Genomic DNA, 14,802 nt, shown 5'->3' with positions numbered 1-14,802 from the left:
GGCAGGGTCATGGAACAGCTCACCAAGGTAGACCGCGCCGAAGACCCCTGGTTCGCCGTCCGCACCGCGCTCGGCATGGGCCTGGCCGTGGTGCTGGCAGAGCCCTTGGGCATTACCGTGCCGATGCTGCCGGCCGCCTTTGCCCTGGCTTTGCTGTCGGGCCAGCGCGGCGCCTTTGATCTCCGCCGGGCCATGGTGCCCCTGATCATTCCGCTCCTGGCCTGGCTTGTCAGCTATCTGGCCACCGCTACGCTAGGTGAGCCCCTGCTGTTCACCGCCCTGTTCATGGCCCTCTGCGCTGCGGGCCTCGCGCTGATGCTGTTTCGCGCCGGACCGGCCGGCGTCGTGGTCATCGTCATTCCCACCATGCTCTCGATTGCCGCCGTCACCTCCGATCAGTCGCTCATTGCCATGCGCGACAGCATGGCCATGACCGGCGTCATGCTCACCGTCCTCATCATCGTGCTCAATCTGGTCTTGCCCCCGGCAACCAGGCGCATCCACATCCCGCGCAGCGACCCGCACCAGCCCAAAAAGCCCCTACTCGATCTGGCGCTGCGCAGCGCGATCTTTGCGCCGGTCCTGCTCTATTGCTGCGCGGCGGCCGACACCAATCTGATCATCATGCCCATCATGGTGGCCTATGTGCTCGGGCAGTCCGACCATGCCATGCGCCGCCGCGAAGTCATCGAGCGCCTGTCGGCCACCGTGATCGGCGCCGCTGTCGCCATGCTGATCCTGCTGGCCTATCGCCTCATGCCGCACTGGCAGCTTCTGGTCGCCGCCATGACCCTGGTCACGCTCTACTTCACCGCCAAGATGTTCGACGGCGCCCGCTCGGCCGTGACCTATCAGTTCGCCTGTTCGGTCACCGCCATCATCGTCATGTCCAGCTTCACCAATCGCGACACCATCGAGATCGTGCTGCAGCGCGTGGTCCTGAGCACCCTGGCCGCCCTGATGGCGCTCTGCCTGCTGGCTTTGCTCGAGGCGTTCATCCTGGCGCCGCGCCGGCGCCGCGCCCTGCCGGTGGCCGGCCAGCCGCTTGGCCAGGAGCCTGGCGCGCTGGCTTAGAGCGGAAAGGACAATGTCGCCCGCGTGCCCTGCGGCAGCCGGTCATAGGCCACCTTGCCGCCCAGCCCGGCCGCCATCGCCTTGACCAGCCGGCTGCCCAGTCCGGTACCCTGTGGCGCCCCGGTGCCGTCATAGCCCACGCCGTCATCCTCGACGGTCAGCGCATATTCGCTATCGCCGGCCTGCATGGCGATGCGCACCTCGCCCGGATAGCTCGGCGCATAGGCGTATTTGAGCGCATTGGTCACCAGTTCGGTGACAATGACGCCCAGCGTCGCCGCCTTCTCGGTGGGCAGGTTCAGCGGCGCAATGCTCAGGCTGATCTGCGTCGCGCCGCCGCTGGCCCGCATCGTGGTTTCAAGCTCTGCCGCCAGGCTGCGCAGATATTCGTCCAGCTGCACCATGCGCACATCGTCGGAGGTATAAAGATGCCGGTGCACGCCGGCGATGGCCTGGATGCGCGCCTGGGTTTCCCGCAGTGCGCCCTTGGCTTCCTCATTGGCGATGGCATTGGCCTGCAGCCCGACCAGCGACGCCACCATGGCGAGGCTATTGGCGACCCGGTGATTGACCTCGCCGAGCAGCATTTCGGCGCGCTCGCGCGCGTCGCGCATGTCGCGTTCCGCCTGCATCTTGGCGCGGTTGAGGCTCATCAGCGCCACGGCATGGTCCACCGCCGAGATCAGCAGGTGCAGGAAATCCTCGTCCACCGTCTTGTGTACATAGTCGGTGGCCCCGGCCTTGAGCGCCGCTATGGCCACCGCCGTCTCCACCGAGCCGGTCACATAGACCACGGCGGGCTTGTCCGGCAGGCCGATCAGCTGCGCCAGCACGTCCAGTCCCGTCCCCGTGGGCAGGTAATGGTCGAGCACCACCACGTCGACGCCGCCCTCGGCAATGCGCTGCAGCCCCGCCTCGCCCGACGTCACATGTTCGAATGTGTGGCCATGCCGCTCCAGCGCCTTCTGCACCAGTCGTGCCAGGCCCGGGTCGTCATCGACATAAAGAATGTTCGGGGTGCGGTTGGGCATGCCTATTCGGTTTCTGGCACTTGCATCACGGCAAAGAACAGGCCGAGCTGGCGGATGGCATTGGCAAAGCCCTCATAATCCACCGGCTTGGTGATATAGACATTGGCGCCCAAGTCGTAGCAGCGCTGGATCTCGCGCTGATCGTCCGTCGTGGTCAGCACCACGACCGGCGAGCGCCGCGTATGCTCGTTGCCCTTGACCTTTTCCAGGATATCCACCCCGGTCATGTCGGGCAGGTTGAGGTCGAGCAGCACCAGCAGCTGCCGCCCCTTGTTGGCCGCGCCGGTGCCATCCGGCCCCATCAGGAATTCCAGCGCCGAGGTGCCGTCGGTAAACGGAATGATCTGGTTGGAGACGCCCGCGCGCCTGATGTTCTTTTCGATCAGGCGGGCATGGCCCTCGTCGTCCTCGATCATGATGATGGTTACGGGCTTGCCGTCATTGCTCATTTGCCTTGGCTCCCAAGATGGCTGCGCAAATCGCGCGGCAGATCGATGAAAAATGTCGTGCCGGTGCCCAGTTCGGACGCCAGTGTAATATCACCGCCCAGGCTGCGCACCATGGTGCGCACATGCGCCAGCCCGATGCCCTCGCCCGGCTGGCTCTGCACGCCCGAGCGCCGGAACAGCTCGAACACCCGCTCATGGTCGGTATTGGCAATGCCGCGGCCATTATCCTTGACCGCGATCTTGACCCGGTTGCCCGGCACGTGGCTGGCAGTGATCGAGACCTCGAGCGGCCGTTCGGCATGGCGGTACTTGACGGCATTGTCGAGCAGATTGCCCAGCACCTGCTCCAGCGACAGCTTGTCCGACACGATATGCGGCACGCCGATGTCGGCACTGATCAGTCCGCCATTGTCGGCCACCTGGTGGTGGATGGCATCGGCACTGGCGCCGATCAGTTCGGGCAGGTCCAGGCTCTCGGGCTTGAGCTGCCGCCTGCCCTCGCGGGAAATCTTGAGAATGGCATTGATCAGCCCGTCCATCTTGCGCGTCGCCGCGCGGATGAAACCGATGGCTTCGGGCAGGTCTTCGGTGGCCGCTATCCGCGCCTCGTCAAAGCTAGGGGCCGTGCTGCTCTTGCTGCCGCTGTCAGGCGTGCCGTCACCGGCGCTGCTCATATAGGCCGACAGCAGCGCCACATTGGTTTCCAGCTCGCTGGTAAAGCCCATGATATTGACCAGCGGCGCCCGCAGGTCATGCGTGACGATATAGGCAAAGCGCTGAATTTCCTCGTTCGCCCGCCCCAGGTCCGAGGTGCGCTCTATCACCCGCTCCTCAAGGGTCTCCTTGGCCGCCTCGATCTCGCGCCGCGCCGCCGCGATTTCGCGCGTATAGGTTACCACCGTCCAGGCGGCCCCGCCCACCACGACGAAAATCACGAAGGCGCCGATCACCGTCACCCAGCGCAGCGCCGTCGTCGCGGCGCGCTGGTCGGCCACGCCCGTGGTCAGGCGCTCGTCCGCTGCGCGGATCAGCGCATCGAAGAAGACGCGTGAGCGGTCCATTGCCGCCTTGCCCGCATCGGTCTGCACCACGTCGGTCGCCGCCTCGCGCTGGCCCGCCCGCATCAGGTCGATGGTCTGGGCCATTTCGGCGAGCTTGAGCGCGATATCCTCGCGCAGCTTGGCCATCGGCTCGGCCGCCTGCGGATAGGGCAGCAGCACCCGCTCCAGATCGGCGAGCCGCGCCTCGATGGTGTCTGAGGCGGCCTGATAGGGCTCGAGATAGCTCTCCTCCCCGGTAATGATGAAGCCGCGCTGCCCGGTTTCGGCGTCCTGCAGCGCCGTGCGCAGGTCAACCGTGGTGGTGCGGGCATCGCGAGCCTCGACCACTTCGTTGAAATAGACCTGGCTGCGTTCGACCAGCCAGATCGTCGTGCCCAGAATGCCGGCAAGCGCCAGAAAGCCGACGAGCAGCAGCAGCGTGGTGGCGCGGACGAAGGCAGACGATGAAATGGGCAAGGACAGACTCCGGCTTGAACGAAGTTCATGCCGCAAACCCGGGACCGGATCAACATCGATCCGATGTCGCCACGATAGATAAGTGATCATGGTGCTTTATCGCACCTAGGTCAGCACGGCGCCGGGCCGCGCAGCCGCCTCAGCTGAGGGCAGTCAGCTCGCGGAAGGAGGCGATGACATCGCGATGGCGATAGGGCTTGGCGTGGAATACGCTGCCATCGGGCATGTCGGTGATTTCCACCACGCGATGGCCCGACGTCACCACGATCTTGACCGGTGGCCAGCGATCGCGCACAGCGGCGCAGAGCTTGAGGCCATCCATCGAGCCGGGCATGTCGATATCGGTGAACAGGATCGATATATTCCGATTGGCTTCGAGGATCGGGATGGCCATATCGGCATTTTCGGCCTCCAGCACGACGAAACCCTCGTCCTCCAGCTGGCTGACGACATCCATGCGCACCAACGCTTCGTCTTCGACCACGAGAACGACTGTCTTGTGCTTCATGACGATGCCACTTCCCTGTTCGTTGATATCCGGCTGACCCGTGGCACAGAAACAGCTGGGACGGGATATTGATCCGTCACTTTCGCGAAATAGCTGCGGTTTCTCAAATTATTTCACCGCGAGGCGCGAAACATCCCCCGGACCCCCCCCTTTTGCCGGGCGTCTCGCCTTCCTGCCTGCCGCCATCACAATTAGTCTGCCGGTTTGTCGAAACCCCCGCCGCTCCCGCGTCGCGCCAGTGGAGCTGCACGGCGCAGATCCCGGCAGCATCGCCGCATTGACCTTTTCGCAAGGATAGAGCCATGAAATTTCTCTGTACCGTCATCGTCGACGACGACCTCGCCGCCAGCCAAACCGAGGCCGATTGGGCCGCCCTCGGCAAACTGTCCTGGGCCTATGATCAGTCGCTGATGGAGCGTGGCGTATTCGTTGCCGCCGAAGCCCTGGTGGGCCGCCACGCCGCGCGCACGGTGCGGGTCCGCAAGGGCCAGCCCATCATCACCGACGGCCCCTATGCCGAATCCAAGGAAGTGCTGGCCGGCTTCATCCTCGTCGATGTCGCCGATGCCGATGCTGCCATGGAGATTGCCCGCAACATTCCCATGGCCACGCTCGGCGCCGTCGAGGTGCGCCCGGTCATGACCTTCTAGCCCGCCGGCCCGCCAGTTGATCTACGTCACATGGTGTCGGACCAAGCTGTGCTAGACTTCGTGCCCGTGTCTCGACACGCTACCGGAGACTGGCCATTTCTGCCCTGACCACCCTGCTGCAGCGTCACCATGACGCCATCCTCTTTGCCATCGCTCTGTTCGGCCTGGCTGCCGGCACCGGGCTGCATTTTGCCGGTCTGTCCGGCGCCGGCTCTGCCTGGACCCTGGGCACCGCCCCGGTGCTGGCCGGCCTGCTGCTCCAGATCGTCACGGCCTTGCGCCGCGGCGATGTCGGCCTCGATATCGTCGCCGCGCTCTCGATGTCAGCGGCGCTTGGCTTTGGCGAGCCGCTGGCCGGCAATGTCGTGGCCCTGATGTATGCCGGCGGGCAATTGCTCGAAACCTTCGCTGCCGGCCGTGCCCGCCAGGAAATGACCGCCCTGCTCGGCCGCGTCGCCCATACCGCCATGCGCTATGCCGGCAGCAGCCTTGAGGAAGTCCCCATCGATTCCATCCTGCCCGGCGATCGCCTGCTCATCCGCCATGGCGAAGTCCTGCCCGTCGATGGCACCATTGCCGGCAGCCGCGCCGAGCTCGACATGTCGGCCCTGACCGGGGAATCCATCCCCGTCCACCTGCTGCCCGGCGCCGAGGCGCTGAGCGGCGCCACCCTGACCGGCGACCCCGTCGATCTGCTCGTCACCCGCCCCGCTGCCGAGAGCACCTATGCCGGCATTGTTCGCCTCGTCGAGGCGGCTCAATCGAGCAAGGCGCCCATGGCCCGGCTGGCCGATCGCTATGCCATGGGCTTCCTGGTCCTCACCGTGCTGCTGGCCGGCGCCGCCTGGATCCTCAGCCAGGACCCGCTGCGCGCTCTGGCCGTGCTGGTTGTCGCCACCCCCTGCCCACTGATCCTGGCCGTGCCCGTCGCCATCATTTCCGGCCTCTCGCGCACCGCCCGCATGGGCGTGCTGGTCAAGCATGGCGGCATGCTCGAGGCCCTCGCCCGCGTCGATACCGCCATTCTCGACAAGACCGGCACGCTCACCGCCGGCCTGCCCGCCGTCACCGCCATCCGCGCCGTCCCCGGCGTGACCGAAGATGACGTGCTCTATCGCGCCGCCAGCCTCGATCAGGCCAGTGGCCACAGCGTCGCCGCCGCGCTGATCCAGGCCGCCAGTGCCCGCGCGGTGATCCTCTCCACGCCCAGCGCCACCGTCGAACAGGCCGGCGAGGGCCTCCATGGTCAGGTCGATGGCCGGCTCACGGCCGTCGGCGGCCTCGATTATGTCACCACCCAGCTCACCGCGGGCAGCTTTGCCACCCTGGCCGAAGGCCTGCCCATCGCCGCCATGACCGTTGCCGTGGCCATCGAGGGCCGCCCCTGGGGCCTGATCCTGCTGCAGGATGCCATCCGCCCCGATGCCGTGGCCTCGCTGGCCGCCCTCCGCGCCGCCGGCATACGCCGCATCGTGCTGGCTTCGGGCGACCGCGCCGACATCGCCCAGGCCATTGGCACCGAGCTGGGTGTCGATACTTCACTGGGCGATCTCAAGCCCGCCGACAAGCTGGCTCTGCTGACCCTCGAAAAATCCGCCACTGGCCTCGTCATGATGGTCGGCGATGGCGTCAACGACGCCCCCGCTCTGGCCGCCGCCGATATCGGCGTCGCCATGGGCGCTCGCGGCGCCGCCGCCTCCTCGGAGGCCGCCGGCGTCGTGCTGCTCGTCGATGCCCTGGCGCCGCTGGCCAAGGCCATCGTCATCGCCAAGCGCACCCGCACCATTGCCCTGCAAAGCGTCTTTGTCGGCCTCGGCCTGTCACTGGCCGCCATGCTCGCCGCCGCCTTGGGCTACCTGCCGCCCGTCCAGGGCGCCCTGCTGCAGGAAGCCATCGACGTCGCCGTCATCCTCAATGCGCTCCGGGCGCTGCGCTAGAGCAGCAAAACGCCGCCCGGTTTCCCGGGCGGCGCCTCTTTGTCGTGCTGGAGCCTAACGGTACCAGCCGTCGCGATCGTCCCGATCGTAGCGGTCCCAGTCGCCGCGACCGCCGCGGTCGTCATAGCGATCCCAGCCGCCACGGCCGTCATGATGGTCCCAGCCATAGCTGGGGCGCGGCGCCGGGCGCGATGGCGCGGGCACATTGCCGAAGCTGAACGAGAAACCGACCGAAGGCTTGCTCGAATAGGACGGGCTCGAGCTCACGCCGCCCAGATAGCTCGACGACACCCAGCCGTCGGGGCCGGGCTTTTCCACAAAGCACCAGCTGCCGCGGCAGCTCGTCACATCGACCACCTGGCCGCGCGCCAGCACATCGATGGCGCCATAGCCGGTGCCCGGACCCGAGCGCACATTGACATTGCCCGTCGCCACCGCCTGCGCCGCCATGGCGGCACCGGCCATGCCGAGCAGCACGGTGCCGGCCAAGGCGATCGAGATCATTTTCTTCTGTAGGTTCATCACTGGTCTCCTGAAGGCTTTGCAGGTCATCTGACCCCGTTGCCCCCAGATAGCGCCCCCCGCCCTGAACCGGACATGAACCGGATGTTCAGCGGTCTCTCGGGCCAGCCGCAGGCCATTTCGCTCAGGTGGAGCGATTGGAGGGGAGAATGCCATGAGACCGATGGTCGAATGGCGGGACCGTCCCGGACTTGATCCGGGACGGTGGAGGGGGGAGCCACACGCGCGATGCCTGTGCCGCACCGGCCTATTCTGCCGCTGCGCGTGCCTGCAATGCGGCCCGCGCTAGCGACCGCAAACGACCCCAACCCTGCCGTTCGAGCCGACTTTGATGATGCTTGAAAGCTGCCATTGCTATGTGGGTGGCCCAGCCTGAGGATCGGACGATTGGCTCGACTGACCCTCGGTGCTGCTCAGATGAGACCGTCGTTCGTGCGGTTTGGAGAGCATTCAAATCTTGCCGCTAAAGGCCGTTTACAGGCGTCGTACCGATCAGCTCGCGATGGCTTTGAATCGCTCCCATATTCTCCAGAACCCACGTCGATAGTGCAATCAGCGGCTGCGCCAGCGACTGGCCCAGCGGGATCAGGCTATATTCAACCTGAGGTGGGACACTCGGATGGACTTTTCGCGAGACCAGTCCATCGCCCTCCAGTGATCTCAGTGTCCGAGTCAGCATCTGCTGGGAAATACCGCCGATCATGCGTTTGAGTTCGTTGAAACGTCTGGGCTGCTGAACCAGCATCGTAATGGTCATGATCGTCCACTTGTCACCCATACGCCCGAGCATCTGGTTCACCTGCTGGCATGCTGGGAAGGTGCCGGGCTGATCTGGAGGGGTAGGTACAATCATCTGACTAGGCCATAAATTTCTGCGTTCTTGTGCTCCAACCGCGATAGCACACATAGGTGGTCAGGAAAACATACCACCCCTGGAGCGTCCTGATGACTGATCAAAAGACTATCGCAATATTCGGAGCTGGCACGGGATTGGGTGCATCCGTCGCAGTCCGATTTGGTCGGGAAGGCTACAAGGTCGCCCTGATCGCCCGCGGTCCGACCGGCCTCGATCTGCTCAAGGGAAGACTGGCGGAGCAGGGGATTGAAGCCTACACCTTCCCCGCCGATCTGACAGACCTTGCCGCCATCCCGTCTCTCGTGCAGGCAATCGAAGCGCAGCTCGGCTCGATTGATGCTGCTCTTTTCTCCCCCATTTCAAGCACCGCCTATTTCGTTCCGGCCGTTGATCTGGAGGCGAGCTATCTGCAGTCGATCTCGCCCGTGCTGACATGGGCGCCAATCGAATTGGCTCGTGCATTGATGCCCGGTATGCGATCACGCGGCGATGGAGCCTTCATTGTGGCGGATGGGCTGTCCGCCGTCTTGCCGGTGGCAGGAATGAGCGGTCCCGGCCCCGCCATGGCGGCTACCCGCAACTACATCATGACGCTGCATGAAGAAGTTCGGGCCGACGGTGTTTTTGCGGGGATGCTCCATGTGGGTGCAATGATCAACAATTCGGCAGGAATGGCGGCGGCCTTGGCGGCTGGAATGGTCCTGGATTCTTTCCCCGTCATCGATCCTGACATGCTTGCTGACGAGGTGTGGGACATGGCGAGCGCGCGCAATCGTACCGAGTCTATACTCCCGCCGCTGCATCAGTGAGCTGGTCCTAAACGGACAGCCGCACATAAATTCAGCCGTTCAACGATATTGCGTTAAGAACGGCTGAACTTAAGCCCTTCATGAGCTGAGTGTAGGCACACTGGAGAAAAGGAGCTGTCATGTTCGGTTCATGCATTTGGCACAACGAGCCCAGCGAGTGGTCTGTCAACGGAGGGGCGTTGACAGTGCGCTCTGACGAGAAGACGGACTTTTGGCGGGACACCTACTACGGGTTTACCCGCGATAGCGGACACTTCTTTGGCCGGGCATGGGAGGGAGACTTCACGGCGTCCTTGCGCGTTCAGGGGCGCTATGAGGAGCTTTACGACCAAGCCGGCATCATGGTCCGTATCGACGAAAATAATTGGATCAAAGCAGGGATCGAGCTTTCAGATGGCGCCGCGTGCGTGGGGAGTGTCCTGACTGTTGATCAGTCGGACTGGTCCACGTCGGTCTATGCGTCCGACCCTTCAGATTTCTATTTGCGCGTCACGGTGCAAGCGGGAATACTGCGTCTGCAATCGTCGACAGACGGTTTCCGCTGGCCATTGTTACGGCTGTGTCCATTTCCAATCGCGCCCACCTACTTTGTAGGCCCCATGCTCTGCACGCCGGAGCGGAGTGGACTGAATGTAACGTTCTCGAATTTCGAGATCGGCCCGCCCAATGGTAAAGCGCTTCATGATCTAACCTGATAAGCAAGCCCTGTTGGCGGGTCTGCTTGCTGGGTTTGATGCTGAAAAGCAGACAGTCTGCATCCCTGAAGAGTTTCGGCTGCCGATAGGCGCCCGAAAGTCTGGGATGACCGAACCCGCGATCCGCAGGCTCAGCGCTATGGGTAATTCTGGATTTGGCCGGCTTGGGAACGGCCCTGAGCGCGTGCGGGAGGCGATACGGCCGGGGCGAACGGGTCGATGAAGAGGCTGATGCAGGGGCGCTTGCGGCGGCAGATGTGGTCCATAGCGGGTGCCATGATGGCCCGGCCATTGAGCGGGGCAAGATCTCCAGCAGGCCGCGACGGTGGCATCGCAGTCTGGGCCGATATTGGATCATGCCGGGTCATGGGCGTTCTCCCGGTTTGGCTGTCGCTGCAGGCGGCGCGCGGGGCCTGCAGCCTCGGGCGAAGGTCTCGATGATGACCATAGTGCCGCCACAGCACGGGCATGGTGGCCGCGGATCGGCAGTCTCCTGAGTTACCGCGGCGTCCTCCGGCGCCGGTGCGACCTCGAGCAGACTGCGGGCCTGGGCAAGGCAGTCCTTACGGGCGGAGCTGGCGAGCAGACCGTAGTGCCGGATGCGGTGGAAGCCGCGTGGCAGGACGTGGACCAGGAAGCGGCGGATGAACTCGTCGACGGCCAGGGTCATGACCTGCTGCCGGTCGGCGCCGGTGCGGCGATAGTCCTTGTAGCGGAAGGTCACCGCAGTCCCATCGAAGGCGATGAGGCGGTTGTTGGAGATCGCCACCCGGTGGGTGTAGCGGGAGAGATAGGCGAGCACCGCCTCTGGCCCGGCAAAGGGCGGCTTGGCGTAAACCACCCAGCGCTTCTTGCGGGCCGGCGCGAGGTGACGCTGGAAGGCACGGCGATCGCTGAGCTCTGCCATCTTGCCGTAGAAGGTGAGCCGGCCAGCATCGTGCAGTTCGAGCAGCCGGGTCAGGAACAGGCGGCGGAACAATGCGCCGAGCACCCTCACCGGCAGCAGGAAGGCCGGCCGCGATGATATCCAACCTCCATCCGGCGTGATGCCGCCACCGGGCACGATCATGTGGATGTGCGGATGGTGGGTCATTGCCGAGCCCCAGCTGTGCAGTACAGCGGTGATGCCGATGCGGGCGCCAAGGTGTTTTGGGTCGGCGGCGATCGTCAGCATGGTCTCGGACGCCGCCTTGAACAGCCGGTCATAGACCTGCGCCTTGTTGTGGAAGGCGATATCGGCGATCTCGGCGGGCAGCGTGAACACGACGTGGAAATAGCCGACCGGCAGCAGGTCAGCCTCGCGCTGCTCCAGCCAGGTGCGTGCGGCAGCGCCCTGGCACCGGGGACAGTGCCGGTTGCGGCAAGAGTTATAGGCGATGCGCTGATGCCCGCAGTCAGTGCAGGCCTCAACGTGACCGCCCAGGGCAGCGGTGCGACAGGTCTCGATCGCCGACATGACCTTGAGTTGGTCCAGGCTCAGATGCCCGGCATGGGCGAGCCGGTAGGCTGGACCGGCCGAACGGAAGACATCGGCGACCTCGATGATGGCGCGCACCGCTCAGGCGTCGGGCGGCGCCTCAGTTGGAACGAAGATGCCCAGACGGTCGAGCGGACTGGTGACGGACCGCACCGTGCGGGTTGCCACCTTGGTATAGAGTGCTGTCGTCTCGAGCTTGCTGTGCCCGAGCAGCACCTGGATCACGCGGATATCGACGCCGTCCTCCAGCAGATGGGTAGCAAAGCTGTGCCGCAGGGTATGCGGCCCGACGCGCCTCGTGATCTCGGCCGCCTGGGCCGCTTCGACCACGACACGATAGAGCTGCCTGGTACTGATCGGCTTGAGGGCATGCTGGCCGGGAAACAGCCAGCCGTCGCGATGCAGCACACCCTGGCGATGGCCATCCTGCCACCACTGGCGCAACAGGGTGAGCAGGTCGGGCGAGAGCATGGCATTGCGGTATCGCCCGCCCTTGCCGCGCTCGACGCGGATCAGCATGCGCGCGCTGTCGATATCGCGCACCTTGAGCATGGCGACTTCGCCGACGCGCAATCCTGCGCCATAGGCAACCGACAGCGCCGCCTGGTGCTTGAGGCTGGTGGTCGCGTTGAGCAGACGCGCGACCTCGTCGCGGCTCAACACCACCGGCAGGTTGCGGGGGTGTCTTGCCCGCACCAGCTTGCGCGCCAGATCGGGTCGGTCGAGGGTATTGGCGAAGAAAAACCGCAGCGCCGAGACCACGCTGTTCATGGTGGGCACCGGAACGCCGGCCTCGCTCTGGGCCAGCTGGAACTGGCGCACATCCTCGGTGGTCGCGGTATCCGGCGGCCGCCGCAGGAAACTGGCGAAGCCCCCCACATCGCGGATGTAGTTGCGCTGGGTCGCCACCGAGAAATGCCGCATGGTCATATCGTCGATCAGCTTCTGGCGCAGTGGACTGACAGAGGTGTTGGGAAGGATCGTGGACATCGTTGGGCTCCTGGAAATGAAGGAGCCGAATGGAACGCCTGAATGCGGGGATGCTCAATCAGGCGAGGACTTCAGGGCCCGCCACCATCCCACAGCGGCCACCCTCCCGCGCCAGCGGGTTCGTTCTCCCACCCCAAGCCGGCCGTTAGCCCAGATCGAACGGCAACCCCGCCGCGCCCCTCACCCCTCCAGCACGATCTCCGGCGTTTCCGCCGCCAGTGCCGGCTGGCGAAACCCCATGGCGATCCAGGCGCCCAGCAGCGTGGCAAAGAATTTTGTCGTCGCCCAGCGTCCCGCCGGGACGCCGTCATCAAGCGGCGTGGTGTCCACGCGATCGCCGGTCATGGTGTGTAGGTCCAGCGCGGGCAGCGTGCCCGCCGGCCACAGGCTGCCATAAAGACTGGCCCAGTGGCCGCCGTCGAATTCGACCAGCACCGGACTGTTGCAACAGCTGGCAATGACCCGCCGCGTCTTCCTATTGGATCCCAGCCGGAAATGCCGCAGCATCTCGCGCCCCCTGGTGATGCGCAGGCGATCCTTGCGATAGAGCACATAATCCACGCCGTCCTGCGCCCCGGTCACCACCGGCGCCCCCGGCAGATGCGCCAGGCGCCGCGCCCCTTCTCGACAGGAATTGCAGTGGCACTGTGCCACCACGATGGGTGACCCATCGAGCTCCAACCGCACCGTTCCGCAGCGGCATCCCAGTGTCGTCACGCTCATCCGCATTTCCTCCAGTGGCCTACATCCCTATACCGTCACAACGCGCGACCCGGTCCGATTTCGACAGCCTCCTCCTCAACCTGAGGCCCCATCCCCAATCATCCCCGCCAGGTCCAGCGCGCTCAGCACCACGTTTTCCACCCGGCTGCCCGTCGTCCAGTCGCCGGTGGCGCCCAGGCCCCGTTGCCGGTCGATAAACGGCGGGTAATTTGCCTCGCCATCCAGCCGCGCCGATTTCCAGCGGTGCAGCGCCCGGAAGGGCGCCGCGCTCGCATCCACATCCAGCGCTTCGCGCAGCGCCGCCACCATGCCCGCCTCAGTGAGCACCGGGTCCTGTTCCAGCTGGCTTGCCGCCCAGGCGCTGCTCGAATGCACCACCAGCGTGCCCACGGCCCTGTCGCGCCCCGGCTTGCTCGAATTGATGCTGACCAGGGCCACAGGTCCCGCCGCCAGGCGCGCCATCACCCAGTCGCGCTCGAACGGCGCCTCAAAGCCCAGCAGCAGCGCATAGCAGGGCAACATGGCCAGGCCGTCCGGCACAACCGCGCCCGCCCCCGTGCCGGCAAACAGCGCCTGCGTCTGGTGCGGCGTGGTGCTCGAGATCACCCAGTGGAATGTGCCCAGCGCGGTCCCGTCCACCGCCGCCAGCCGCCAGCCATCGTCCTGCCGCAGCGTCAGCGGCGCCACGTCCACGCCGGGGCGAAACTCGACATCGCCCGCCACCGCCCGCACAAAGCCGTTCATGCCCGGCACGCCGACATAGTTGGTGTCGCGCGGCAAGGCCAGGCTCACGCTGCCATCAGCCGCCACACTGGCGATCGCCCCGTCCCAGGGCGCCACCGCGCCCGCCGCCATCGCCTGCTCGACCAGGGCGACAAAGCGCGGATTGCGCGCCGTGAAGAACTGCGCACCGTGGTCGAAGGCAAAACCCGGCGCCTGCCGCGTCGCCATGCGCCCGCCCATGCCGCGGCCCTTTTCGAACAGCACCACGTCGTGCTGCCCGGCCAGCGCCTGCGCCAAAGCCGCCCCACCCATGCCCGCCCCGATGATCGCGACCCGGCTCATGCCAGCATCCCCCACGCCACGAGGCCAAGTCCCAGGCCGGCACTGGCCTGCCAGCGCAGCCGCCAGAACCAGGGGTCGATCACCCCGCGCCGCAGCATGATCGCGTCCAGCGCCAAAACCCCGGCCAGCAGCAGCGCCAGGCCGAGGGCTGCGCCGCTCACCCAGACCTGCCCGAGCCCCAAAAATCCCCAGGCCAGCAGCGCCCCGACATTGCTGGTGACCAGCAGGTTGACCGGCATGGTCTCGCTCTGGCTCATGAACTGCCCCCAATGCACGCCGCAGACAAAGCTGGCGATCACCGCGCCATAGCCGAGCGCCCATGGCGCCAGCACCAGCGCCGGCATGCCCAACCACAGTCGGGCGCCCAGCAGCAGCCAGATCGGGGCAATGCCCGCCAGGGTCAGCACGCTGGCAAGGCGTTGATTGTCGCGGGTCATGGGCGCTCTCGGTCTTGTGTCCAATACCTTGATACGCATGCTCGCCGGCTTTGGGTCAGCCT

General features: G+C 65.5%; 16 protein-coding genes. 5 read left to right on the top strand and 11 right to left on the bottom strand.

What is annotated here, in order from left to right; genetic code table 11:
* The first annotated feature begins 9 nt into the window (after positions 1 to 9).
* Positions 10 to 1,074 carry an FUSC family protein gene (locus GDR53_RS14440; protein ID WP_193335161.1) on the top strand — a complete coding sequence of 355 codons (1,065 nt, stop codon included), beginning with the start codon at positions 10 to 12 and terminating at the stop codon, positions 1,072 to 1,074.
* Here the strand turns inward: GDR53_RS14440 and GDR53_RS14435 are convergent.
* From GDR53_RS14435 to GDR53_RS14420, 4 genes are all read right to left on the bottom strand, one after another.
* The gene (locus GDR53_RS14435) at positions 1,071 to 2,105 is read right to left on the bottom strand and encodes a histidine kinase dimerization/phosphoacceptor domain -containing protein (RefSeq protein WP_193335160.1); all 1,035 of its coding nucleotides are present in this window, start codon (positions 2,103 to 2,105) and stop codon (positions 1,071 to 1,073) included. The genes GDR53_RS14440 and GDR53_RS14435 overlap by 4 nt on opposite strands.
* A 2-nt stretch (positions 2,106 to 2,107) precedes the next feature.
* Positions 2,108 to 2,554 carry a response regulator gene (locus tag GDR53_RS14430; RefSeq protein ID WP_193335159.1) on the bottom strand — a complete coding sequence of 149 codons (447 nt, stop codon included), beginning with the start codon at positions 2,552 to 2,554 and terminating at the stop codon, positions 2,108 to 2,110.
* A complete protein-coding gene (locus GDR53_RS14425) occupies positions 2,551 to 4,071 on the bottom strand; it encodes a sensor histidine kinase (protein ID WP_193335158.1) in 1,521 nt (506 codons plus the stop codon). The genes GDR53_RS14430 and GDR53_RS14425 overlap by 4 nt, the downstream gene beginning before the upstream one ends.
* A 139-nt stretch (positions 4,072 to 4,210) precedes the next feature.
* A complete protein-coding gene (locus tag GDR53_RS14420; RefSeq protein WP_193335157.1) occupies positions 4,211 to 4,579 on the bottom strand; it encodes a response regulator in 369 nt (122 codons plus the stop codon).
* A 302-nt stretch (positions 4,580 to 4,881) separates the two neighbouring features.
* Here GDR53_RS14420 and GDR53_RS14415 point away from each other — a divergent pair, with 302 nt between their 5' ends.
* Positions 4,882 to 5,229: a YciI family protein gene (locus GDR53_RS14415; protein ID WP_193335156.1), complete on the top strand. Its 348-nt coding sequence runs from the start codon at positions 4,882 to 4,884 to the stop codon at positions 5,227 to 5,229.
* Between the two features lie 239 nt (positions 5,230 to 5,468).
* Positions 5,469 to 7,166, top strand: coding sequence for a heavy metal translocating P-type ATPase (locus GDR53_RS14410; protein ID WP_232846635.1), 1,698 nt, complete (start codon positions 5,469 to 5,471; stop codon positions 7,164 to 7,166).
* 54 nt (positions 7,167 to 7,220) lie between these two features.
* Here GDR53_RS14410 and GDR53_RS14405 read toward each other — a convergent pair whose 3' ends face one another.
* Positions 7,221 to 7,688 carry an SH3 domain-containing protein gene (locus tag GDR53_RS14405; protein WP_193335155.1) on the bottom strand — a complete coding sequence of 156 codons (468 nt, stop codon included), beginning with the start codon at positions 7,686 to 7,688 and terminating at the stop codon, positions 7,221 to 7,223.
* Between the two features lie 463 nt (positions 7,689 to 8,151).
* Positions 8,152 to 8,478: a winged helix-turn-helix transcriptional regulator gene (locus GDR53_RS14400; RefSeq protein WP_332872446.1), complete on the bottom strand. Its 327-nt coding sequence runs from the start codon at positions 8,476 to 8,478 to the stop codon at positions 8,152 to 8,154.
* A gap of 155 nt (positions 8,479 to 8,633) precedes the next feature.
* Here GDR53_RS14400 and GDR53_RS14395 point away from each other — a divergent pair, with 155 nt between their 5' ends.
* The gene (locus tag GDR53_RS14395; RefSeq protein WP_193335153.1) at positions 8,634 to 9,353 is read left to right on the top strand and encodes an SDR family NAD(P)-dependent oxidoreductase; all 720 of its coding nucleotides are present in this window, start codon (positions 8,634 to 8,636) and stop codon (positions 9,351 to 9,353) included.
* A 119-nt stretch (positions 9,354 to 9,472) separates the two neighbouring features.
* Positions 9,473 to 10,048: a DUF1349 domain-containing protein gene (locus tag GDR53_RS14390; RefSeq protein ID WP_193335152.1), complete on the top strand. Its 576-nt coding sequence runs from the start codon at positions 9,473 to 9,475 to the stop codon at positions 10,046 to 10,048.
* 364 nt (positions 10,049 to 10,412) lie between these two features.
* On the opposite strand, the gene GDR53_RS14385 is transcribed toward GDR53_RS14390, so the two are convergent.
* The 5 genes from GDR53_RS14385 to GDR53_RS14365 form a co-directional block, all read right to left on the bottom strand.
* Positions 10,413 to 11,603: an IS91 family transposase gene (locus GDR53_RS14385; protein WP_193334753.1), complete on the bottom strand. Its 1,191-nt coding sequence runs from the start codon at positions 11,601 to 11,603 to the stop codon at positions 10,413 to 10,415.
* 3 nt (positions 11,604 to 11,606) lie between these two features.
* A complete protein-coding gene (locus GDR53_RS14380) occupies positions 11,607 to 12,515 on the bottom strand; it encodes a tyrosine-type recombinase/integrase (RefSeq protein ID WP_193334752.1) in 909 nt (302 codons plus the stop codon).
* Between the two features lie 180 nt (positions 12,516 to 12,695).
* Complete coding sequence (locus GDR53_RS14375; RefSeq protein WP_232846634.1) at positions 12,696 to 13,238, bottom strand: GFA family protein; 543 nt, start codon at positions 13,236 to 13,238, stop codon at positions 12,696 to 12,698.
* A gap of 75 nt (positions 13,239 to 13,313) precedes the next feature.
* Positions 13,314 to 14,303, bottom strand: a complete 990-nt coding sequence (locus GDR53_RS14370; protein ID WP_193335150.1) for an NAD(P)/FAD-dependent oxidoreductase — start codon at positions 14,301 to 14,303, stop codon at positions 13,314 to 13,316.
* A complete protein-coding gene (locus GDR53_RS14365; protein ID WP_193335149.1) occupies positions 14,300 to 14,740 on the bottom strand; it encodes a DUF3429 domain-containing protein in 441 nt (146 codons plus the stop codon). The genes GDR53_RS14370 and GDR53_RS14365 overlap by 4 nt, the downstream gene beginning before the upstream one ends.
* Positions 14,741 to 14,802: the final 62 nt, after the last annotated feature.

The organism is Devosia beringensis, from assembly GCF_014926585.1.
Classification (GTDB): domain Bacteria; phylum Pseudomonadota; class Alphaproteobacteria; order Rhizobiales; family Devosiaceae; genus Devosia; species Devosia beringensis.
The sequence above is the reverse complement of the archived record's forward strand: the minus strand, read 5'-3'. Positions and strand labels throughout refer to the sequence as shown.

Bases quoted from the DNA above. Each gene is read 5' to 3' on its own strand.
- GDR53_RS14440 (WP_193335161.1), top strand. From the start codon at position 10: ATGGAACAGCTCACCAAGGTAGACCGCGCCGAAGACCCCTGGTTCGCC.
- GDR53_RS14435 (WP_193335160.1), bottom strand. From the start codon at position 2,105: ATGCCCAACCGCACCCCGAACATTCTTTATGTCGATGACGACCCGGGC.
- GDR53_RS14430 (WP_193335159.1), bottom strand. From the start codon at position 2,554: ATGAGCAATGACGGCAAGCCCGTAACCATCATCATGATCGAGGACGAC.
- GDR53_RS14420 (WP_193335157.1), bottom strand. From the start codon at position 4,579: ATGAAGCACAAGACAGTCGTTCTCGTGGTCGAAGACGAAGCGTTGGTG.
- GDR53_RS14415 (WP_193335156.1), top strand. From the start codon at position 4,882: ATGAAATTTCTCTGTACCGTCATCGTCGACGACGACCTCGCCGCCAGC.
- GDR53_RS14405 (WP_193335155.1), bottom strand. From the start codon at position 7,688: ATGAACCTACAGAAGAAAATGATCTCGATCGCCTTGGCCGGCACCGTG.
- GDR53_RS14400 (WP_332872446.1), bottom strand. From the start codon at position 8,478: ATGCTCGGGCGTATGGGTGACAAGTGGACGATCATGACCATTACGATG.
- GDR53_RS14395 (WP_193335153.1), top strand. From the start codon at position 8,634: ATGACTGATCAAAAGACTATCGCAATATTCGGAGCTGGCACGGGATTG.
- GDR53_RS14390 (WP_193335152.1), top strand. From the start codon at position 9,473: ATGTTCGGTTCATGCATTTGGCACAACGAGCCCAGCGAGTGGTCTGTC.
- GDR53_RS14380 (WP_193334752.1), bottom strand. From the start codon at position 12,515: ATGTCCACGATCCTTCCCAACACCTCTGTCAGTCCACTGCGCCAGAAG.
- GDR53_RS14375 (WP_232846634.1), bottom strand. From the start codon at position 13,238: ATGAGCGTGACGACACTGGGATGCCGCTGCGGAACGGTGCGGTTGGAG.
- GDR53_RS14370 (WP_193335150.1), bottom strand. From the start codon at position 14,303: ATGAGCCGGGTCGCGATCATCGGGGCGGGCATGGGTGGGGCGGCTTTG.
- GDR53_RS14365 (WP_193335149.1), bottom strand. From the start codon at position 14,740: ATGACCCGCGACAATCAACGCCTTGCCAGCGTGCTGACCCTGGCGGGC.